This is a genomic window from Nonlabens ulvanivorans (assembly GCF_032922765.1).
GTDB lineage: Bacteria > Bacteroidota > Bacteroidia > Flavobacteriales > Flavobacteriaceae > Nonlabens > Nonlabens ulvanivorans.
In genome coordinates, this window is the sequence record NZ_CP136694.1 from 518,533 (window position 1) to 541,687 (window position 23,155).

A 23,155-nucleotide genomic window follows, 5' to 3' on the forward strand; every position below is an offset into this window, starting at 1 on the left:
TTTAAAATGTTGAAGTACTAGCTGCTACTGCGACCACCGGTCCCGTACTGAATGTTTTAGTGATTGTTTGAGTTACAGGAGTTCCATCGTTTTTAACTGCGGTAACCCAACTGTTTCCTACGTACTCTTTTAATGTTGCTGTTACCGTAAATTTATATCTGCGATTGTACAGTAAATCATTAATTACAGGATCTGGATCTGGTGGTAAGTCGTCATAATCACTGCTAGGTGTTACCGGAAATGAGGTAAGAGAACTAGGTCCAGTAACTGCGGTTGTAGTAGATAAGCCAGATATTCCCATTGCAGGTGAAGAAGTATATACTGAAGCTGCTGGGGCAATTCCTAAAAGCCCAAAACTAGGTGCAGGTGGCATAGCTACTGCAGCTATAGTAGCTGTCATTGTACTAGCTTGTTTAATATATAAGTATTCACCGAGGTTATTTTGTTTTTGTGCTAAGTTTACAAATTCCCAAGCTCCTGTCGTTTCATTTTCAATTTTAAATGATTGAGTTTTTACCATTTTGAAAGTACGCATTTCTACGGTACCGTTTGATTGTTGCTCGCTGACATCAAACGCAACGTCTGGAGTTAAACCAAATTTTGCAATAACAGGCTGCTGTAAAGGGAAATTAGCACCAGGACTGGCTTTTACATAAGTAATTAATGCATTTTGCTGTTCTGCAGCGGCATCTCCTTGTGTCACTGGCGCACCAGAACTCGCACTACCATTGTTACAATAAGTTCCGTATTCAAAAGCTTGATAAAAGTCAAAGGAAATAAGATCATCAAAAAGACCTACTTCACCTTCTACCGCACCAGCGGCATAGACTGGTTTCGGAAATTCTCCCGTTATCCAGGCGCCAGCTTTTATAGATGCGATGTTAATATTCCATTTTGTACTTCCGTTCTTTTTATATCTTGTTACTCTAGCACCAGCAGTACCGTACATTCCTAATCCGCCTTTTGCTCTATAACCGTTGATACCTAATGGAGTGTACCCACCACAACTACCTACATACTGCATGTAAGAGAGATGTAGTTCTGCTCCAGCGGCTAGATCCCATCCTAATACATGTTTTTTTTCTCCGCTATTGAATTTTGTGACCTTATATTCTCCACTTTTATCAAACATAAAACCTATTCCCATAGCAAATCCTTTTCCTTGCTCTGTATTACTGCCTACACCACCAGAACCAGTGGTTCCTGCATAAGGATAGTTCCCTACGGCACTGTAATAGTTATTCTTGAATCTCGTCGTAAATCCACCTGGAAATGGGATTTTATTTCCAAACATGAGATATTCATATAAGGAAACTCCACTTATATTAACGGTATTTAGATAATCGGGTTCTCCAAATTTGAAGAACCATTCATTCTTCTTTCCATCAATATCAAGAATCAAGTTCATAGGTGATGGAGTCGTGATAGGTGGTGCATTTATATTTACAGCTGCGGTTAAAATAAATTTCTTGTTTGGAAAATTATAACTAACACCTACGGCACCATCTATTTTGGCTTTACTGCGATCTACAATTTTTGCTCCTACAAAGAAGTCTCCGGTAAAAGCAATATTGGTCATACCGCCACTACCAGAAAAGGCAGCCAGTAGTCCTACGTCTGCATTAAAAGTCTCTTCTTTAGGAGTCGTTGCGATTACTGCATTTGCTCTGAAACCTAGTTGATCATACTCTGGTGTGAATATAAACTCACTTCCATCAGGTGTCGCAATCATATTTTGAAAAGCACCACCGCCAAAACCTCTAAAGGCAATTCCCGGTAAAAATGTAATTCCTGGAGCAGGGAAAGTCGCTGCAGCTTCAACACGCCAGTATCGGTAAGGACTAGTGTGATTGTAAGTGGTATTTCCGAACTCTGCCAGTGCACTTACTTTAATACCACCAGCTTTGAACTCGGCTTCTAGTGTTCCTAGAAACCCATTGCCATATTCAGGATCATCGGTTCTAAAAGCGAGCATTCCATCTATTTTCACGGCTGCTAAATCTGCAGAGACATGAATTTCATCTATGACTACACCTAATAATTCTGGATCAAAAGTTTTCCCACCACTAGATTTAGTGTCTGTAATGGCTCCTTCTATACCTAATGTTGCTCGTCCTCCTATTTTCTTGGATAGGTTGAAAATCAAATCAAAATTTAATTTACCGCGCATTAATTGATTGCCAGTAGTAGTCATTTGATTGAATTTAATTTCTTCAATCGTCACAGGGAAATTTGCAGCTTTCTTTTGTGGACTTGCAAAAGCCCAATTTCCTGCATCAAAGGATAATTTATTGCTGGATAAACTGCTGTCATAATCAAATCCTAGACCTTCAAAACCTAGTGCCATGTTGATTTGATCTACAGGCCCTACGGTAGCATCTTCCCACGCAAAATCACCATTAAGATCCATGGTAAAGGTTCTTTTATCTTTATCAAAGTAACCTGATAAGTTTGAAGTCTCATCAAGAGTAAATTGTCCACCACCGAAAAGATCATTCTGTATAGGTTGATCTGGTTCTAGAATTATTTGAAAATTGTTATTCAACGCTGGATCTAACGGGTTGTTAAACAAAGCAGTATAAGCAAGTGAGTTATCAATTCCATTTCCTTCATTTACTGGTATAGCGATACGACCTTCAACGCCAGCTTCTACAAAATTACTAGATAGTATTTCTAGATAAATACGATCTACACTAGCAACCATATCACCTACTTCTGCACCGCCAAAAGCGATGAGATTTTCTACCTCAGCAGTTAGTGTGATTCCGGTATCATCTATGATCATGTCATTAATGCTCACTTCTATAGGGCCACCACTTGGTGTATTCATTTTATTAGGAGAGAATTTTACCGTTAATTCATCCATATAAAAACCTCTAAACAGATTGGTAGTTTCACCAGTGTAAATAGGAGGAAAGGACATTCCAGGCGTGTTCATGGTATCAGACATATCCATGGCAATCTCGTCGGCAATAATAATAAAGTCATGTGCTCCAGAATCTGTAGGTGTACCATTATCTGGATCGGGTATTGTAGCAGATAATATAGATTCTTCAAGATTACCAGTAAGTACTATTCCTTCCCATGCAGTTCCTGCACCTACTAGGTTTGCGGTTGATTTTTCTGTTCCATCAATTTCATCTACAGGAATTAACCATTCTCTAGTAAAATCTACATCCAGTTCAACAGCATAGTTTGTAATTCCTGAACTGCCCCATTCTATAAAACAACCAGGACTAGTTCCTGGTACTGGAGCTTTAAATGTGAAGGTGATTTTATTATTGACATTTCCTATACTAATATCTTCAAGTAATTCTAGTCTTTCTGGTGGCCATACAGGTGCTGCTAGATGAAAGTCTGTATCACAGGCTTTAAATCCTAATACTTGATCTGGATTCACGTCTGGCTCAAATTGTTTGATGACTAGTAAATTAAACTCTGATTTTGTAGGTTTAAAAACCATAGAACTTACTGCGATAATATCACCACCAGGAAATTCAATTCCAAATGGAGCTTCTAAAGGTGCAAGAAAGGGTAGTGCAGGTGTGTACTCAACGATAGCTCCATCTGTAGTTAACCAATCTTGAATATCATCGGCATTATCGTGTCCCATTCCTACACATCCATAAGGATAAGCAGGCGCTGTATCGGCTACTATTACTGTGATTTCTCCAGAAACAAGATTTGCATCTGCGTCTACGGTAATATCGGTAAATTCTACAGCCACGTTTGCGAGTAACCATGGGATATGTGTGATTCCAGTTCCAGAATATGGGCCATCTCCTGTGATGCTGTCTATGACTATTTCAAACTCACCTTGTCCATCCACATGTTTACCTGCAAAAATGCTATCTCCATCAGCGATGTCTCCATCTCCTTCAGCTGCAGTATTTAATGCTAACCATTCTATAGGCACCGGTAAACACTTAGTTACCTCACACGCTTGACCATCGCTTGAAGGGAATAAAGGCGTTATGGTAAAGGTTACACATATTTCAGATGGAATTTGATGATCTTCTGTATCATAAGCATGTGTAAAAGGTCCAGCATTTACTATAGACTCTTCGTCATGGTCTTCGTCCCAATTAATATTGACTTCCATAGAGTGAGTAGAAAGGCTGTAATTACTATTACAATTTAATAAGTAATCTCTATAAGCCGTAATTCCGCCGAATAAAATTTCTCGAGGTTCCTCGACAACATCTGGTCTTAATAAGGTAAGTGCTGGCTCAGTAAGCGTTGTGTCATCATCACATTCACATTCTTCTGTCCCGTTTATCGCGTTATATGCATCATGTGGTACAGGCACGTCTTGTGTGAAATAACAATCTATCCCAGCATTATCATTTACAATATGAAAAGTTACGGTCACAAATTCTGCTAGTGGTTGATCTGTGTCCTCTAGAACGGTAAATATATGTGTGTTACTAGGGTCATTTATAGCGTCTGGTATATGCCATTCATGTGTTACTGTTCCTGTAAAAAAATGTTCTTGATAATTATATTCTGGATGACCATCCATATTTTCCATACCTTCAAATTGTTCAATTGTAGCCATACAATCTATAATGGATTGTAAAGCTGCTGGTGAACCAGGAACAGTGAGTGTATGTTCTGTGCCAACTCCATTTGCGGTATAGTCCATGGTAAGATCTGGAATAGTCACACTGCTTTTATCTAGACAAGCACAATCTTCTTCGCCAGCTTTGTCGTTAACGTCTGAATTATCATCATCTCCTGCGCCTTCATCATATTTTAAATCGTCTAACGCTCTCTGAAATTCTTCTGATAATTCAAGGCAATAAGTTTTCTCGCACACTATAATTTCTCCACGTATTTTTCTTTTAATAGTATAGGTAAGGCAAACTTTTTGTGGTATTTTTCTTCTAACGCAATCTTTAGTATACGTATGGGTTATAGTGCTGTCTTCACCTCTATCAATTTGAGGATCATGAACTTCCTCATAAGTAGGTTCATGATAACCATTATCGTAGCTTACATTTAACTCTGCTTCATAATGATTAACTCCAGGATACAATAGTTCTCGTCTAATCTCCTCGGTAAAATCTGCCACATTAAATATTTCAATTTTTAATGGATCAGAGTTTGGATCGCTGTTGATAATACTTACTGCACGTTCAAAATCTCTTTGTGAAGGAAAATCACATTCCTTTAGTTTATCAATTTTATCTTGATCAAAAGTTGAATCTTTAAGCTCCACAGGGACAATTTTTACACAGACCATTCCCGATTTAAGAGAAACGAGTCTAAAGTGAATATTTATTGTAGTAGGAATCGAAAAATTATTATGAATACTTGAATTATAATCATGATATATATCTACGGCGTTTGCTGAAATAATTTCCATAGGATGAACTTGATCCCATTCGATATGAGTAGTCAATTGATAATCCATAGGTTTATATCCACCTACTGTTTGTAACCAATATTTTTGTTGTATAATATTTAATCCAGTCAAATGATATTTATAACTAAGACCGGTATCCATAAATATGATATGATTGCTCAAATTATTTGGGTTCCCTGGATATTCTGGATTAGCATTGCAATTGATTACTTCTGGAATGAATGGGTCTTTATTATTTTTAATAGAATTGTCTCCATCTTTATCATCTCCGCTTTCATTACCACTTTTATTATTACTAATAAAATCGTCATTTCCATCACCTTTTTCATCACCGCTTTTATTATTGCCGCGTACGGTAAACACTCCATAATCTACAAAACCATTGTTTTTTTCTCGATAAGTATTACCTTCTCTAGTCATAGGTTTAATTCCCCAAACATATTGTTGATCCTCATCTGGTGCTGGGATATCTAGTGGCCATATGAATTGCGTCCCGATGGTTACTTCTTCTTCTATAATCGGGTAATTCACACTGAATGCTTGACTGGGCGTTTGTCCAGGCTGCACTTCACTTACGGCAATTAGGTAAGTGATACCAGTCATGGCATCTGGTACAGGAACTAGTGGTGTCCATTGAAACATTAGACTGTTAATCAATAAAGGATCGATTACTTTATCATCGTCAGGGGAAAGTAGTTCTGGCATTTGATAATCTGTAATGATCATAGGTCTACAGATTTGTTCTGGTTGCGTTAAACTGCGACCTTCTTGATCTAATAACTCGACACAAAAACTGTAGGAGCCAGGTGGTAACATACCAGTACGAGACACTTTATCTTTAAACTTAGCATCTATAAACTGTACCGCAGTATATGGGATCAACTCATCTGCAAGAAATGTTTCTGTACCTAGATCAGCCGTCATATATGGTACAGATCTATCGGTAGTTAATTTTACATCACCATCTAATAGTAGACTAACTTTAATTTGGTAATCTATAGTCAGACCAGCAACTGGATTAGTCACCGTTAAAATGGCGAGATTATTACGATTTACCCATTCACTTAATTCTGGAGTAGGATTTGAATCTACATTAAGTGTGGCTTGTAATTGTGCTTGAGCCCATTGACAACAGCATGCAAAAACTAATATTAATAATATCTTTTTCATAATCCAGTGTATTAAAATCGTTGTTGAATAGAGAATTGAACTCTATTTTGATCCAGTGCGGCACCAGGTTTAGAATTACCGTATCTGAAATTTGTGTAGCGATACTGCAGTTTACATTGCAGTTTTTTAGTCAGTTTATAACCCAATCTTAGGTTTAAATTTTTTCTATAATCTGTAGTGAATCCAGGAACGTCTACATGAGCAAAGTTGAATCCTATGGAAGGCGTTAATTTTTTATCTAGCATTTTGTAGCTGGCTATAAGACCATAATTCAACATGGTAAAATCTCCAGTAGGTAATTGGTTTTCTAGATAGATGCCTTGTAAACCGATGCTCAAAGGCTTTTCTAAGAAAGAGATATTATAATTGATAGAGTAGGTGGTATTTTCCGCTTTCGCGAAAGCGTTACTGACGACATCAAATTGCTCAAAACTGGTCAGCGCCACATTACCTGTAATAAGGTGCATGTACTTTTCTGTTTTAAACGTGTAGGAAGGCGATACCGTGATGGAATTATTGACTAGTTCTATGCGTTGATTCAATATGTTAGCATCGTTTTTGAATCCAAAGTTGCTGTAATTGAGGTTGACAGAGAAAGATTCTGTCACTTGCGCAAATAGATTTGCATTAGAAATAATGCGTTCTGAAGACGATAATTTTGTATCGTTTAAATTATTAGTTCTTATACCAAAACTACCTGTAAAGTTTACTTTGTTGTCAAATAGTTTCATACCAGTATTGACCTTATAATCTAGGATGTCGCGTTCTACAAATCGATATCCCACAGGTAAAAATCCTGGACCTATATATTGTACTTCACCACCTAATTGAAATTTATCTCCTTTCCAGTCTATACGTGTGTTATGAGAGAAGTCTGCGGTAGTACTTGCATTAACGGTGATAAAATCTTCTACTGCCGTTATGTAATCTTCATCGATGACTCCATTATTAAAGAGATCTTTGGTAAATATAGATCCAGCAGTCTCTGTACGGATGTTTAATTTTTTAAACACTTTAAATTCTGCATAGGGTGAAATGGTCAAACCTTCAATAGGTTCTATTCCTATGGGATTAGCAAGTACAGAATTTTTATGATCTCTCACACGTACTACGTTAATCGTGAATTTAGAGCCTTCTATTTTTCCTACTCCTATACGTGCCGTGATAATACTTTGTTCATAGGCGCCAGGTATGTTTAATAATATATCTGGTTCGATAGCACGTTGAGATTTCCCTACTGCTGCAGATAGAATAAATTTACCTGGGTTTATTTCTAGACCAACTCCAAAGATGGGTATGTCACCAGTAGTTAGTGGTGTGTACATAGGTGTTTGCGTACCAAAAAAGCCTTGAGCCCATTTGTACTTAGGATTGATGCTTATGTTGTTTGCTGGATTTTGAATATAATCTAGAGCACTTTCTTCTGGTACACTAGGTAAATTATAAATAACGTCTTGATTAGTAACGTTGACACTTATAGGTATGCTAAAGTGCTTGCCAAAGTTGATGCTCATTTGAGCGTTAAGTCTTAATAGATTTTCGGGATATCGAGGTCTAAAACTTGCATAGTTTTCTTGTGTATAAGAATAGTAGTCATAGTAAAAACCTAAACTTCCTGTAACCTGAATAGGTGACTTTTTATCTTCTTTTTCATCTTGTGCCTTACTAACATGAAAACCCATCAATAAACACAATAATAATGTAAAAACGATTTGAACATTCCTCCCCATAATGTTGTAGTCTTGATAAAAAGTCACCTTCAATTAAATAATTAATTCAGGCTTCTTCAATTTAACAAGAACAATTTGAGACTTTCATTAAGAAAAGACAATCGCTATTTATTCAATGGTTGGTTTCATTCCATGAAATGCTTATTTGGTTCCTTAACATATTTTAACATTCTTAGAGCATTACAAGTAGAGGATAAATTGAGTGTAAGTATTAAAGTGTCTGATAATAATCATATTAAATGCGGATATGGTTGTTGATACTTCTAAAAAAACGAGTTAATTCGTAATTAATTAAGAGTATTACCAATGATGTGTCTGTATGTTTAAAATAAAAAATGAGTTCAGAAAACCTATACCAAAGAGAAGCTTTAGAGAAATACTTAGAATTATCCAGATCGATTGAGACCAGTATGATGCTTACTAATCTAGGGTCAAAGCCAGTCGACAGTATACCTATGACGCCTAAGAGAATTAATGATAATGGATCGATCTTATTTTTCAGTAAAAGCACGAGTGATCACAATAAAAACATCCAAAAAGATGCAGATACTCAATTGATTTTTAGTGATGTAAAGTCTAAAGAGTTTTTGAGTGTTTATGGATCTACTAGTATTAGTAAGGATCCTGTTTTAATTGAAGAGCTTTATGGAAATCTTGATAATAATTGGTTTGATGGAAAAGATGACACAACAATAACGGTATTGACCTTCACACCAGAACAAGCGCAGTATTGGGATACTAAAACAAATTCAATTGTAACCTTAGCAAAATTAGCCTACACAGCTATTACAGGCGATGAAACAGAAATAGGAACTAGTGGAAGTTTAAAATTAAAAGAAATGACTAATTCATATTTTTAATAAATTCTTAATCTATTAACATAATTAACAAATGGACTTAACATATCCATTTACAATTCAGCAGCAATCTCTTCATGAATCACATTTTGCTCACCATATTTTTTAAGGTAAGCTCTGATAATTTGATTGGTATGAAAGTTTGCAACCTTGCGGTCTATAAAATCTTCACAGTCTGATAAAGAGTTGATCGTTGCATAACGATCTACATAACCATAACCTTGATATTCACCATCTTTTACGAGAATAAAACAAGATTCTTCATGGGTTCTACCAGGCTGTTTAATGATGTAATTAGGATTCTGATTATGTAAAGATTCTATCGCCTGTTGTGCACGCAAATTGTATAAAGAAACAAGCTCTTCTTTTTTACACACGCCTTTACAGTTCTTTAATTTATAATGTGATGTACAATCCTCTTTGGTTTTAAAGCTACAATATCGAGGACATAGATTATAATCTGCACAAAGCTGTTCTAGTTGCTCTACGGCATGAGCGCGGTTATAATGTGTCACTACAGAATAATCATAGGACTTAACTAATCCTACTGCAAATTGAATAATCCCTAGCTGATTTTTATAATGTAGGATTTGATAGGCCGGTTTAGGTTTTTTTTGAACCACATTAAAACGTGGATAGTGCTTTTTAATCAAATCAGATTCTTGCAATAAAGCAACCAGCTCATTACCCGTCACGATATGATCAATATGAAAAATCTCTTGACACATTAGGTAAGACTTAGACGTTTTAGAATAGAAATGAGACAATACACGTTTACGTATGTTTATGGCCTTACCTATGTAAATGATTTTATGTCCTTTATCTTTAAAAATATATACACCAGCGATTTCAGGTAATTCATCAAATTGTGAACGTTCCAGATGTGGCGGAAAAGTTCCTTCTTTAAAAGTGCCTTTAACAAATTTGTCAAACGTCACACCATTATCATCTATTGCGAGTAACTTTTTAAAAAGGATGACTGTCGCATCCGTATCACCTTCGGCGCGATGTCTATTGATTAATGGAATGCCTATCGCATCACATAATTTTCCCAGACTATACGATCTCATTCCTGGTATTAATTCTCTAGATAATCTTACCGTGCATAATTTTTTACGTTTAAAGTCGTGATGTAGTCTTTTAAACTCGTTGCGCAATACGTTGTAGTCAAAGTTGACATTATGAGCTACAAAAATGCAATCCTTGGTAAAATTCAAGATCTCTTCGGCAACATCTGCAAATACTGGTGCACTGGCCACCATAGCATTATCTATACCTGTTAAAGTCGTAATGTAATCTGTGATTAAAACTTCTGGGTCAATTAAAGAGCTGTATTTATCCAGTATGGTATCGCCTCGCATACGTACTATGCAAATTTCGGTCATACGATTACCGCTCATACGGTTACCAGTAGTCTCTATGTCAACGACACAATATAAATTTTCAAGATGATTCAAATGCTGTAATTTGGAAATGTTCCAAAATTATGGAATAATTCCAACATTTATATTCTGAATTTGAATTTTAACATACTTAAGATATCATCAAGCTATGACTCAGATATTAAAATCTCTCTAATAAAAATTAACTACTACAGCTCAACATGCTACAACCTACTTTGTTGCGAGCCCACTTAGGTCGCAGATCATACCATTTGTCAAATTCTGGTTGCTCGTCATACGGTCGCTGCAACATTTTGTAGACATCGTTTAATAAAGTATAATCTCCTCTGTCGGCATCATCGATGACCATTTGTGCGATGTAATTTCTAAGTACGTATTTAGGATTTATAGCATTCATTTGTTGTTGTTTCGCTTTCGCGAAAGCGATACCATCCATACCCAACGCGTCCTGTTCTAGCTGTAATCGTTTTAAGTAACGTTCTAACCATTCTAACCAGCTCCATTGATGAGGCTCGCTGATGTTCTCAAGATCATAGAAAGCCATTGAAATAGTTACAAAAGCTTTATCGGCATCCATTTGTGGTTCAACTAAAGATAATTCTCTGAAGAACAAGGTCATGTCGGTCTCGTGTAACTGTAAATGATGTTCTAAAGTAGCGATCAGCTCTTGATCATTTTCTTGCGATGTTTGAAGACCCAATTTACTTTGCATCATCGTGAGATACTGCGACTGGTAATTTGTTTTATAATCGTTTAAAATCGCTTCTAATGCAGGACCATCATTAATTAATTCATACAATGCATTTGCCAGTTGTAATAGGTTCCATAAACCTATCTCTGGCTGCGCACCATAGCGGTATCTCTTGTTTTGTCGGTCTGTCGTGTTAGGTGTCCATCCATGATCATAAGGCTCTAGCCAGCCATAAGGTCCATAATCTATGGTAAGTCCTAGAATAGACATATTATCGGTATTCATAACACCATGTACAAACCCGACACGTTGCCAGTGAATGATGGTATCGAGTGTGCGAGCGGTAACTTCTTTAAAGAATTGTAAGTAGGCCTCTTTACCGGTCGTGGTAATATGACTGTAAAATGTTTTAATGGTATAATCTGTAAGCTGCTTCAAATACTCTGGATTGCCTTGCGCTGCCGCCCATTCAAAATTCCCAAAGCGTATAAAACTAGGTGCCACACGACATACAATAGCGCCTTTTTCATGTGCAGCATTGCCATCGTACAACATATCACGCAACACCTGATCACCACTTAAAGACAATGATAAAGAACGCGTGGTAGGTATGCCCAGATGATGCATCGCCTCGCTACATAAATGCTCACGTATGCTACTGCGCAGCACGGCAAGTCCATCGCCACTACGAGAATATGGAGTAGGACCAGCACCTTTTAATTGTAATGCCCATCGCTGGTCATGATGCAACATTTCAAATAAATTGATGGCACGTCCATCACCTAACTGTCCAGCCCAATTGCCAAATTGATGTCCGGCATATGCCATCGCATAGGGTGCAACGCCATCAGGGAATTCTTGTCCAGTTACTATATTTTTAAAAGCAAGAGACTGCACTTCTTCGTCTGTAAAACCCAGCTCTTGTGCTAGCTTAGATACATGAATGACTTGTGCGTTTTTAAAAACTAAAGGTTGCGCTAGGGAATAAGCAGCACCAGTAACTTGTCTGGTGTAATTTTCTGTTATTGGGTCCTGTGGTAACGCGTCTGTAAAGCTGTTATTGATATGAATGTCGTGCATCATACAAAGGTAGTAGAATTGAAAGGAAACTAGATTTAATGACATGCCAAACCATATATAAAGAAATCTCAAAAATCCCCCATAATGGGAATGTTTTACTATTCAATTGCGATGTAATTTTCATCATTAATCAAAAACGGTGAATTATGAAAAGTTTGATGATCAGTATAGCCTTCGGTTTATTTATAAATATAACGATGGCACAGTTTCCCAATTTTAGAGCTAGTGATAAGTATTATTCTCCTGTAATTTCTAATGATGAAGGTTCTGTAAAATTTGGTGATAGCATTGCAGCAAATAAAGTAGTTTCTATTTATAAAAAAGATCTTGATGTATTCTTAAAAGAGAAAATTGATCCAAGCCTAGATTATGATGTTTTGCAAACAACAGACCTGAGTACTTTTCAAAATAAAATAGCTACAGCAAACGGTAGAACCTTAAGCGCAGACCAAATAGCTTTATATAATTTGATTCAGAAAAATGTAGAAGATCTAGATGGCCATATTTTAAACATCAAATCTGTAGATTATGATAACGCTACACTAGATCATTTTATCAATACGCATTTAATTGCAGAATCTTTACCAGCATCTCAAAGTAACTTTCCTCTTTTAAAATTCAAGTACCATCAAACGCTAAAACAATTAGATTCGGTTAGAAAGAAGAAGCGCACCTTACTGGATAATCAAGAATTTATTGAGGCAGAGAGACTGACGATAATAGAGAAGAAGTTTCAAATAAGTGCTGATACTTTAAAAACACTGTTTCACGATGCCCGAGATTCTACAAATATCAAGTACAATATTTTTAAAGAGAATCAGATAGATCCAGTACAACAAATATATGCTCGAGATCATGGCGAGTTGTATTTTGTTAATGAATCAGCCCTACAATTTAATACCGATGCAGCAGTTGTTAATACTGAATTTGCAGCGACATTTTTTGGACCGTTGCGCGTGAATTTTGGAACGGTTTTAAGTACTGGATCTAATGATGAGGTTGCGGTAATGGATCCTACCACTCCTATTGTGGAAGAGGTAAAAGTAAGCGAAGAAAGCAAACAACGTTTAATTACGGGTGGAGGAAACACTTATCTAGGACTAGAGCTTCCATTATTATATTACAGCTCCCATCGATTTACGTTTTTTGGTTATATGCGTGGTAGAATGTCTTTAGAACTTAATGATTTTTCAGATGATGTCGATACCAGTTCTGGTGTATTAAGCAGCACTGGCCATATGGTACTGGCTATTAATAGTGATGATCGTGCCTTTAATTTTTATGTGCAAGCCAGTTATGGCGCATATACCGGAGCGAGCGCTTTTAGAGAACGATTAGGTGTTGAGGAAAAGGTTTTTGATTTTGGATTAATAACTGCTGGCGTGACGATTAAAGACTCTATGAGAATATCTGTAAATCTTAAACCGATCAGTTCACAAAACCAGTTAACAGATGGAAAGTTTACTTTAGGAATTCAATTCCTACCCAATCTCTTTAAAATTTAAAAGAATTCGTATTATTGAAGAACAACCATGAAAACATTGCACATGAAAATTTTAAAAGCTTTGAGTCTTTCCGCAGTTTTATTTATGTTTCTAACTTCCTTTGCAGCATCAGTGGGCGATAGCGCACATGTAGGTCTTTGGAAAGGTGAAGATAAAGGCGATATGGGATATCTAGAATTGACCAGTGATGGATATGCCACCTTTGAATTTCAAGGAGAAAAAATGGGTGGTAAATCATATTATAATGATGGACTAGAACTCGCTATGACTTATGAAATTGACAATAAGAAAACACCAGCACATATCGATTTTATAATGATAGATAAAAGCGAAAATTCTGAATTAGGACGCCTTAAAGGAATTATAGATATGAAATCACGTGATCAATTGAATCTCGCAATAGGCTTCGGTGGAGGATCACGTCCTGCAGATTTTACAGTAGACGCATTACTTTTCACTAGGGTGAAATAAGTAATCTTATATAAACCAATATCGTTATAAGTGACTAGTTTTGTGATAAAAAAAACACTCTTTTGAACTGCCCTTGCGATTCCCAGCGACTCTATAAAAACTGTTGTGCCATAGCGCATCATCACATCAACGACGTTAACACAGCACAACAATTGATGCGATCGCGTTATAGCGCCTTTGTAATGGGTGACATCGATTATCTACAACGCAGTCATCACAGCTCTAAAAGGCCTAGTAAAAAAGAAGCTCGCGAGATGAAACAATGGACTCAATCTGTAGAATGGGTGAAATTAGAAGTGTTGCAAACCAGTCATGGGCTTGAAGATGATCTTACCGGTACGGTAGCGTTTAAAGCATTTTATATGGAGAATGGTCGATTAGAAATTATCCACGAGCATTCTAGATTCTGTAAAGAGAATGGACATTGGGTCTATCTAGACGCGTTGGTATAATAGGCAGATGGGTTGTTGGATTCCGCTTTCGCGAAAGCGTACTGAAACAACTAAGCCTCTTTATTATTTTGCCCAGCTTTTACAATAGCCTTTAAGCGCAGGGCACGCGCCTCTTTCTCTTGGCGCAATTTATTTTTCTTGCGATTCATAAGCTTAGTATGCTTACTCTTGTTTTTAGTGTTTTTTTCTTTTCCAGCTTTTGCCATGAGGATATCATCAGGCGACAAAGGTAGTCGATATAGAATACTTGAAGATAGCACTTACCTTTACAAACAAAAAAACGATGACCGTAAATGATCTGGTAGGAACTTATAAAATTAGTGGTCATAATCAAGATCGTGCCCAAAGCAGCTATCGCGGTATCCTTACCTTATCACTAGATCAACATGATAGAATTGTTGCATTATGGCAAATAGGTGATGATCAAGTGCAACAAGGAGTAGGCTTTTATAAAGATCATATTCTGGTCATTAACTTTAATTATAAGTCTGATACCGGCACGATATTTAAAGGTGTTGTGGTGTATAAATGCCTGACTAGGGATGTTCTAGACGGATTCTGGTCAGAAGAACTAGGTGATCCAGACTATCTAGGAGTAGAACAAGCCTATAGAATTAAGGAAACCGATGACTTACTGAACTAAATATAACAATATCACTATTCTTTGTGGTGATTCATCTCCTTTTCTGGTATTTGGTAAGTAGTAAAGAATATTCTTATATTTATTTTAGTTTAAAACTAAATTGAGCCTAGTTTCGTATTTGATATAACCTTACTCAAAGCGTTTTAATCATACACCGGTCAGGTAAACACAATGAATCAATACTTTTTAATAGGCCTACTCATTCTCTTGGCGTTTCTAATTATTAGGATCTACCTGTCTGTAGAAGCTATTAAGAAAAAGCGTACTACCGGTCAGAAAAGCTATAAAGATAAAATGTATTATAAATACTTTCTCAAGTATTTAATGAAAGACATTCCAGATTAAGCGGTTTTAACCTTTGTGTTCTGTCCTTATAAGATTCCCTATAAAGGGTATGTTGATATTCAAATCATACTCATATATTTGAATACTAACCGTTTTATTATGAAAAAAACTTGGGGAATTATCATTGTCGTATTGTTAATCATTATTGTAACTGCAGGTCGATTGTATAAAAAATACGATCGCGATCAGCGATTGCAAGAAGTAAATGCGGTGTCGCAAGAGCAAGCACAACAATTGATACAAAACCAACGCCAGGCAGAAATTGATGCCCAGCTCGCAGAACAAACCCGATTAAGAGACTCTGCTTACCAGGTTGAAAAAGCCGCTCGAGAACAACAAATGGCAGATCTTAAAGCTTTAAGAGAACAACTAGAAGCAGAAGCTGCTGGGAATTGATTTTTACCAGTAGAAACTTGAAGGATTTGTAGATGGTTGCCGTGGGAAACTTTAGTTTGATAGTGGCGGTTTTCCTGTACGTGCTACTATCATAATTATACTTTTCATTTCCCATTTATTTTTAATTCTCTTATATTCACATTCCCCTAAAACACAGATTTTCCTACATCATTGGATAAGTGCGTTTTAGGGTTTTTTGATTTAAATTACGCTTTCGCGAAAGCGGAATTACAACACACAAACCACAATCACCTCAACATTTTAAGATTTTGAAGTGTCTGATTCTAACTTTTCAAGGTTAATATTGCATTTTAAAATTGAATTGCGAGGCGTCTATGAGCGAACTGGAAATCCCCATAACCGAGATTGAGAATTTTATTTACTGTCTAGAGGTCGTTCCCGATGCCGCTATTACTGATACGACTGAGGTGCTTACCATACTAGAAGATATGGCACTGCAACAACATATCACCAGTATCTATAAAGCTTGCGATACCATTGAAGATCTAGAAGATAGTATCAATCATTTACTATATGATGATCATCATTTTAAAGATTATGAAATGATTTATCTGGTCTTACCTGGTGAGGCTAATAATATATTAATCAACGGTTACTACTACAGTATTGAGGAAATCGCAGAGCTTTTTGAAGGTAAAATGGATGGTAAAGTCATACACTTTGCAAACAAAAAACTACTAGACCTTACTGATGAGGAATCACAGTATTTTCTTGATGTCACTGGTGCAAGAGCCATTTCTGGTTATGGAGTTTCATCGGCTCACATGACCAGTGCGTTTACGCTAGATCGTTTGTTTTTCAGTTTGTTCTATGAGAACGATGATTTAAAAGAAGTCGTGGAGCGCTTGTTTTATAAGCAGTATAAACTGTGTCAACTGCTGGACTTTAGGTTGTATTATTAGTCTGTTGTGATCCTTAGTTTTTTTGAAGACGCTTTCGCGAAAGCGATATCCATCAATTGTATAAAAGAGGAATCTTAGGGATAAAAACACATTAATTATCCCGTTAGTTTTTACTTCTTGATATGGTCTAATAGAATTCAGGTGTGTTTAATATATATTGAGGGATCTTACTGCTATGGAAGCGTAGTTTTCAATTTACAATTTTGGAAGAATTAAATCTTTGATTGTTCTTAATGTGCTCACCTTTTTGTGAGGCGTTAAAAGATTTCACCAAACATGATATGGCACAATAGAAAAGCAAGTACAGAGCTTATGATCCCAATTAAAAATACATTGAATGACTTTCTTAAAAGCTTGAATTTTCTATCCATAGTTTTACCTAGATAGTAAGTGTCTTTTGCTATGATTTTATATAACTCATCACCTTCATTCATTAAAGTGGTTATATTTTCAACATATTCATCTTCTTCCATATCTTGAAAATTACCATAGAACATTAAATTGCGAGTTTCTTTTTTACCATGAATTAATTCTGGACGTGTTGCAAATATGGCATAGGTAATGGATACTAGATTTGTGATCATCATCATTACTACAGGGAAAATCAAATGAGGATCTGTATCTAATTGACTCATTACGGTTCCTAAGATCAACGAAATAATCAAAGCATTAATAGATAACAAAATATTAGATTTTGTATCTATCATTTTATTCAATGTATATTGATTTTTAGATAGTAGTCTAAACAAGGTCTCAACGCCTCGCTCAGAACGTGGTTCTAGTTTTGCAAGTTTCTTTTTTAATTGCTTAAGCCCTTCTTTATCTACATTGAGCTCTTCCATTAGGTATTTGTCTTCTTCTTTTTTGATTTGTTTTTCGCTCATAATAAACTTTTATATATTAGGTATTGTGAACTCAGTTCACTGTCTGAATTAGTGTTTAAGTATTTATTTTCTTGTTTTGCATCAATTAATCTTCCCTTTATATGATCATTCAATTGTAGATTTAAAATATTTCTTAATTTGAATGCAATGTCCTTATCTAAGATAGGTGTAATAACCTCAATTCTATGATCTAAGTTACGAGTCATCCAGTCTGCAGAGCCTATATACATTTTTTCTTTTCCTCCGTTTCCAAAGATGTATATTCTACCATGTTCTAGAAACCTATCGACTATACTTGTAACTTTTATATGTTCGCTTTGACCATTTATTCCTGGAACTAGACAACATATTCCTCTTATGAGTAGTCTAATCTTTACACCAGCATTATTTGCCTTGTAAAGCAGTCTTATCATATCTTGATCTTGCAGGCTATTCATTTTTAATGTGATGTATGCATCTTCTCCTTTTTTAGATAGTTTAATTTCATTTTTTATGAGCTCTTCAAAAGTTGATCGCGTTGAAAATGGAGATATTAATAATTGTTTTGTTTTAGGTAAAAAGAGCTTGCGCTCTAAAACCTGAAAAACCTGTAGAATTTCTGATGTGATTTTACTATTTGATGTTATTAAACTGAAATCAGTATATATGGTAGCTGTTTTTTCATTAAAATTACCGGTGCCTATAAAGGCATAACAGGTGGGATTGTCATTCTCATTACGTTCAATGTATAGTATTTTAGAATGTACCTTTATACCAGGATAACTATATTTTACGTCAGCACCATTTTCTTCTAATCGTTTTCCCCACTTAATATTATTTGCTTCATCAAAACGAGCTTTTGTCTCTATAAAAACGAAAACATCTTTTCCATTTTGAGCGGCTTTGACGAGTGCTTGTGCTACTGTTGAATCATTAGAGACTCTATACAAGGTGATTTTAATACTGGTAACAAAGGGATCTACAGCAGCAGTTTCTATAAAATTTAAAACACTATCATAAGAGTCATAAGGGAAGCATAGTAATTGATCTTTTTCATCAACTGCTTTAAAAATATTCTCGACAGATTTTAATACCTTGTTTTTTACAGGTGGTAAATCTTTGAAATATAGGTTCTTATTTCCTAATTTAGGAAAGCCAAAAAAGTCTTTAAAGTTATGGTAAGCTCCTCCTTTAATAATATCGGTCGCATTAATGTCTAACTCCTTTTCTACTGCCTTAAGTAGTTTATGAGGCATCATTTCATCAATTAAAGCTCTAGTTACCTGACCGGTGATTCTATTAGGAAGTGCTTCTTTTATTTTCTCGAGTAAATCTCCCGAATATTCATTATCAATATATAACTCTGCATCCCGAGAGATTTTAATAGAATAAAAATCTGTTTGAAATTCTTCTTTTAAATGAAGCTTAAGGATATCATCTATAAAAATGATGCAAGATGATTTATCACTAGTTGGGATTTCTAAAAATCTGGAAGTATTACCACTGATTTTAACCCAAATTAAAGCATCATCTTTTAAGTGACCTACCAGATATAATGCTTCATTTTCTATAAATGTTTGAGCTTTATCTGTCATCGGCTCAAAAAGGTGTTTGACTTTTTTATAATACGCTTTCGCGAAAGCGAGACCTTCATCATTTAACTCATGAATATTTTTAAAGAAAATATCTTCTTTTTCTAAAGCAGGTAATAGTATTGTATAAAATATTTTACCAAATTCTTTTTGTTGCAGATCAACTTGTGTTTTAATTTTTGCCAAAAGTCTATTAGGTTTAGTAATAAGCTTTTTTCTTAAAGGTTTATCAAGTTCTTTTATTTTCCTGATTTCAGAAACGCGTACTTTAAAGAATTCATCTAAGTTTGATGAAAATATGGCCAGAAATTTTAATCTTTCCACTAGTGGATTTCTATCATCTGCAGCTTCTTGAAGAACACGATGATTGAAACGCAACCATGATAAATCTCTATTGTATTCTTTTTTTGTGATTAAGGCCATAGGTCTAAATTTTGAAGCGTAATCCAGTTCTTAAATAAAGGTCATTTGTGTTATCGAGTCCTTTAATGTTATTACGACTATTATCTCTGAAGTTTACGGAACTACTTATAACATATGAAGATCTGGCATAAAACTGAAGGTGGCTAGTGACATGAAACTCGTACTGTAAACCACCTAATAATAGAGACATATTGATACTCTCTGCAACTGTTGAATTATCGATAAGTACACCTTGTTGCAGGTTTGCCGTAAAACCATCTAGTTCGGTATATAATTTTAATCGATGCTTTTCAGAGATATGATATTGTAAATTTGTTTTAGGTATTCCAAGGTTGTAAGACCATTTTTCATGAAATTTTCTATAGTAACTGATAAATGGAAGAGGGAAAGGAAAGCCGCGATTACCAGAATAGGATACTCCTAGTATAAGACTCCAAGGTTTATCTGCATTAGGGTCTTTCTTTTTGTCTTTAATAAAAACGACATCACCAGAGATTATAACGTCTTCTAAACTCAAGTCATTTGCGGTTAAGTTAGAGCTAAATCCTGGTGTTAACCTGACACCTAATCGCCAGTCATTTTTTAATGGTGTTGTGTAAGCTATATTCAAATCTAATATTTGAAAGTCACTAATCTTTTCTGTATCAAATGATAGATTGTCATTCATATCAAGTTTAATGTTTGAATAATCGAGCCCTAATAATAAATAGGCACCTTCTTTTTTTAGTTTTACAGGATAGTTGAATAGTCCTCTTACACGACTATACTCTACGTCAGAAGTTCCTGCGGGCAGTATGGTGTAGTCTACTCTTGCTAGATCGCTCAGTTGTGCATATCCTAATGTAGATGAGAAGATCAAAAAGACTAGTGTTATAAATGTTACTTTTTTCATTTCTTTTGATATAATTTTTGAGCAAAGACACCTATACTTAATCCTTGTACTATAATTGAAAAGATCACAATGATATAGGTAATATGAAGAATTAGATTCCCAGAGAACTGGTCACTTAAACTCAGTGCTAGTGCTATAGAAATACCACCACGTAAACCACCCCAGGTCAATATAGCTATGGTTTTAATAGGTTTATCTTCTTCATGTTTAAGTAAAGAATAAGGTAAGAACACAGAAATAAATCTTGCTAACAACACAATGATAATTGTTATTACACCTAGGTAGACATAACTGCTAGTAAAATCTAATAAGTGAATGGCAAGACCTATAAGTACAAATAGAATACCGTTAAAAACGTCATCTAGAATGGCCCAAAATGAATTGATAGCTATTTGTACTTCACTTTTATTTTCACTGACATGGATCTTGTTACCGATTAATAATCCTGCGACTACCATAGCTAGTGGAGCAGAGGTATGCATTAAAAAGGCTCCTGCTGTTCCTCCCATTACTACAGCAAGACTCATCATTACGGCAAGTTGTGGGTTATCATTTAAGGACTGCATACATTTTAAGCCTATAAAACCTATCAATAATCCATAAAGTATGCCGCCTACAGCTTCTTCTAAAAATAGAATACCTATTTCAGTTCCTATTTCGGTACTATTAAACTCTCCGGTGACAGATGCTATTATAAGTATTCCTGAGAAAACAACCACGCCTATACCATCATTAAAAAGCGATTCTCCTTCTATTTTAATTCCTAGACTTTCGGCAATATTTGCTTTCTTTAAAATAGCCATAACAGCGATAGGATCGGTAGGTGATATTAATGCTCCAAAAAGAAGTGCATGTATAAATGGTAAGTTTAAGTCAAAGAGTTGTGCTGTGAAATAGGTTAAAGAACCTACTATAACGGTAGATATAAGAACGCCTAATGTTGCAAACAAGATGATAGATTTTTTTTCTTTGGCCAGTGAAGCAAGGTTAACATGCAACGCACCAGCAAATAGTAAAAAACTCAATATACCGTCTAATAAAAGTGTTTTAAAATCTGCATTAACGATAATGTCACAAAAGAATTTATAAAATTCAGGAAAAATAGACTCACTTAAGGTGATAGGAATGATGAGTAGCAAGCTTAAAATCATTAAACCTATAGTGGTAGGTAATTTTAACCATTTATAATTGATGTAGCTAAAAAATGCTGCAATAGTAAATACGATACTGAATGACTCGAACATTTTATTTTTATTTAGTATTAATATATTTCCCTACAAAAACCCCAATTACAATAGCTAGATAAAATTGTCCAATGATATTCATTACTAGTGTAAGTGACTGCGCAGGTGCGGTTAACGGCGTAATGTCTCCATATCCTACGGTTGTAATACTTATGAAACTGAAATAATAGAAACTAAAGCCAGAAAATCCTTTGATGAGTTCGAATGAACTAGGATCAAAAAAATGAATTAATTCGAATAGAGTTCCTCCAATAATACCTAAATAAAGAAATCCTAAAATTGGACCTAGAATAAACTGAAGATTTATTTCTTTAATTTTTAAAAGTTGCCTTACAAGAATGATACAGAAACAAGCAAATAATAAAAGAGAAAGTACTAACCTGCAAATCAAGATTGATTTAGAATCAGAATTATTAAATTCTAACCAAATAGTTGAAAGTGTTAAACACCCCAAAATATAAGTAACGATTTTTGATGTCTTAATTGATGCAATTAAGGAACTACTTAAAATAACCAGCGTATAATTTACAACTACTATATATGCAGGATTAAAGCCACTTATCATAATATGAATAGGAGTTAAAAGAAAATTGAAGACGCTTAAAAGCGCGATTAAATACTTGAAATTTTCTTGTAACATTTTAACCTTATTCATCCTCTATGAAAATTGTTTGTTATGATTTCATTACTATAGAATTATACTTTACTATGAATATTGACATTACTTCTTTAGTAATAATTTAAGTTTATATATAGAAAGCACAGATAGAATTATAGCAATAACAACTAGCATGATATCTGGTTGAGGTCTAGCAAAAAATTCCATAATTAGACCACCAATCATTGTAGATAGCAGAAAGAAATACGCTATTTTCCCTAAATTAACTTTCTTATTGATTGTAAAAGCGATGAGTAATATCGCAATCAAAAGCTCGACGGAGCCTGTAAATATTCTAAATACATCTGCATCTAATGGTACTAAAGATTTAAACTGTTCAAAACCTTTAACACTCTTTTCAATTCCTATTAGTTTAGGGATAGCGAAGAAAAGCATAAGTCCTCCAGCTACTAAATTGGTGATTGTATTAAATTTTTTCATGTTGTATG

At 35.2% G+C, this 23,155-nt stretch carries 18 protein-coding genes; 7 read left to right on the forward strand and 11 right to left on the reverse strand.

Annotated features, from left to right (window positions below; translation table 11 throughout):
- Window position 1: 1 nt before the first annotated feature.
- Both R1T42_RS02355 and R1T42_RS02360 read right to left on the reverse strand, forming a co-directional pair.
- Window positions 2–6,538 (reverse strand): hypothetical protein, encoded by a 6,537-nt coding sequence (locus tag R1T42_RS02355; RefSeq protein WP_317291149.1) that lies wholly within the window; start codon window positions 6,536–6,538, stop codon window positions 2–4.
- Window positions 6,539–6,549: 11 nt separating this feature from the next.
- Window positions 6,550–8,268: a hypothetical protein gene (locus tag R1T42_RS02360; RefSeq protein WP_317291150.1), complete on the reverse strand. Its 1,719-nt coding sequence runs from the start codon at window positions 8,266–8,268 to the stop codon at window positions 6,550–6,552.
- A 335-nt stretch (window positions 8,269–8,603) separates the two neighbouring features.
- Between R1T42_RS02360 and R1T42_RS02365 the strand changes: the two genes are divergently transcribed.
- Window positions 8,604–9,128: a pyridoxamine 5'-phosphate oxidase family protein gene (locus tag R1T42_RS02365; protein WP_317291151.1), complete on the forward strand. Its 525-nt coding sequence runs from the start codon at window positions 8,604–8,606 to the stop codon at window positions 9,126–9,128.
- A 50-nt stretch (window positions 9,129–9,178) separates the two neighbouring features.
- Here R1T42_RS02365 and R1T42_RS02370 read toward each other — a convergent pair whose 3' ends face one another.
- Entirely contained in the window at window positions 9,179–10,582 is a 1,404-nt protein-coding gene (locus R1T42_RS02370) for an exonuclease domain-containing protein (protein WP_317291152.1), read from the reverse strand.
- Window positions 10,583–10,709: 127 nt separating this feature from the next.
- Window positions 10,710–12,344, reverse strand: coding sequence for a protein adenylyltransferase SelO (locus tag R1T42_RS02375; RefSeq protein WP_317291153.1), 1,635 nt, complete (start codon window positions 12,342–12,344; stop codon window positions 10,710–10,712).
- Window positions 12,345–12,496: 152 nt separating this feature from the next.
- On the opposite strand from R1T42_RS02375, the gene R1T42_RS02380 reads away from it, so the two are divergent.
- The 3 genes from R1T42_RS02380 (at window position 12,497) to R1T42_RS02390 (ending at window position 14,727) form a co-directional block, all read left to right on the forward strand.
- The gene (locus tag R1T42_RS02380) at window positions 12,497–13,804 is read left to right on the forward strand and encodes a hypothetical protein (protein ID WP_317291154.1); all 1,308 of its coding nucleotides are present in this window, start codon (window positions 12,497–12,499) and stop codon (window positions 13,802–13,804) included.
- Window positions 13,805–13,846: 42 nt separating this feature from the next.
- Window positions 13,847–14,275, forward strand: coding sequence for a hypothetical protein (locus tag R1T42_RS02385; protein WP_317291155.1), 429 nt, complete (start codon window positions 13,847–13,849; stop codon window positions 14,273–14,275).
- A gap of 62 nt (window positions 14,276–14,337) precedes the next feature.
- Window positions 14,338–14,727, forward strand: coding sequence for a YchJ family protein (locus tag R1T42_RS02390; RefSeq protein WP_317291156.1), 390 nt, complete (start codon window positions 14,338–14,340; stop codon window positions 14,725–14,727).
- A 50-nt stretch (window positions 14,728–14,777) separates the two neighbouring features.
- On the opposite strand, the gene R1T42_RS02395 is transcribed toward R1T42_RS02390, so the two are convergent.
- On the reverse strand, window positions 14,778–14,933 hold the full coding sequence (locus tag R1T42_RS02395; protein WP_170062953.1) for a hypothetical protein: 156 nt from the start codon (window positions 14,931–14,933) through the stop codon (window positions 14,778–14,780).
- Window positions 14,934–14,974: 41 nt separating this feature from the next.
- On the opposite strand from R1T42_RS02395, the gene R1T42_RS02400 reads away from it, so the two are divergent.
- The 3 genes from R1T42_RS02400 to R1T42_RS02410 all read left to right on the forward strand — a co-directional run bounded on the left by R1T42_RS02400 (window position 14,975) and on the right by R1T42_RS02410 (window position 17,034).
- The gene (locus R1T42_RS02400) at window positions 14,975–15,370 is read left to right on the forward strand and encodes a hypothetical protein (protein WP_317291157.1); all 396 of its coding nucleotides are present in this window, start codon (window positions 14,975–14,977) and stop codon (window positions 15,368–15,370) included.
- Window positions 15,371–15,814: 444 nt separating this feature from the next.
- Window positions 15,815–16,111: a hypothetical protein gene (locus R1T42_RS02405; RefSeq protein ID WP_317291158.1), complete on the forward strand. Its 297-nt coding sequence runs from the start codon at window positions 15,815–15,817 to the stop codon at window positions 16,109–16,111.
- Window positions 16,112–16,446: 335 nt separating this feature from the next.
- Window positions 16,447–17,034 (forward strand): DUF6642 family protein, encoded by a 588-nt coding sequence (locus tag R1T42_RS02410; protein ID WP_317291159.1) that lies wholly within the window; start codon window positions 16,447–16,449, stop codon window positions 17,032–17,034.
- Window positions 17,035–17,291: 257 nt separating this feature from the next.
- Here R1T42_RS02410 and R1T42_RS02415 read toward each other — a convergent pair whose 3' ends face one another.
- The 6 genes from R1T42_RS02415 to R1T42_RS02440 all read right to left on the reverse strand — a co-directional run bounded on the left by R1T42_RS02415 (window position 17,292) and on the right by R1T42_RS02440 (window position 23,147).
- Window positions 17,292–17,918, reverse strand: a complete 627-nt coding sequence (locus tag R1T42_RS02415) for a Pycsar system effector family protein (protein ID WP_042270467.1) — start codon at window positions 17,916–17,918, stop codon at window positions 17,292–17,294.
- Window positions 17,915–19,912: a polyphosphate kinase 1 gene (ppk1, locus tag R1T42_RS02420; RefSeq protein WP_317291160.1), complete on the reverse strand. Its 1,998-nt coding sequence runs from the start codon at window positions 19,910–19,912 to the stop codon at window positions 17,915–17,917. The genes R1T42_RS02415 and ppk1 overlap by 4 nt, the downstream gene beginning before the upstream one ends.
- 4 nt (window positions 19,913–19,916) lie before the next feature.
- Window positions 19,917–20,804 (reverse strand): DUF6268 family outer membrane beta-barrel protein, encoded by an 888-nt coding sequence (locus tag R1T42_RS02425; RefSeq protein ID WP_317291161.1) that lies wholly within the window; start codon window positions 20,802–20,804, stop codon window positions 19,917–19,919.
- On the reverse strand, window positions 20,801–22,048 hold the full coding sequence (locus tag R1T42_RS02430) for a cation:proton antiporter (RefSeq protein WP_317291162.1): 1,248 nt from the start codon (window positions 22,046–22,048) through the stop codon (window positions 20,801–20,803). The genes R1T42_RS02425 and R1T42_RS02430 overlap by 4 nt, the downstream gene beginning before the upstream one ends.
- Before the next feature lie 7 nt (window positions 22,049–22,055).
- Window positions 22,056–22,688, reverse strand: a complete 633-nt coding sequence (locus R1T42_RS02435; RefSeq protein WP_317291163.1) for a potassium channel family protein — start codon at window positions 22,686–22,688, stop codon at window positions 22,056–22,058.
- A gap of 81 nt (window positions 22,689–22,769) precedes the next feature.
- Entirely contained in the window at window positions 22,770–23,147 is a 378-nt protein-coding gene (locus R1T42_RS02440) for a DoxX family protein (protein ID WP_042246557.1), read from the reverse strand.
- Window positions 23,148–23,155 lie beyond the last annotated feature (8 nt).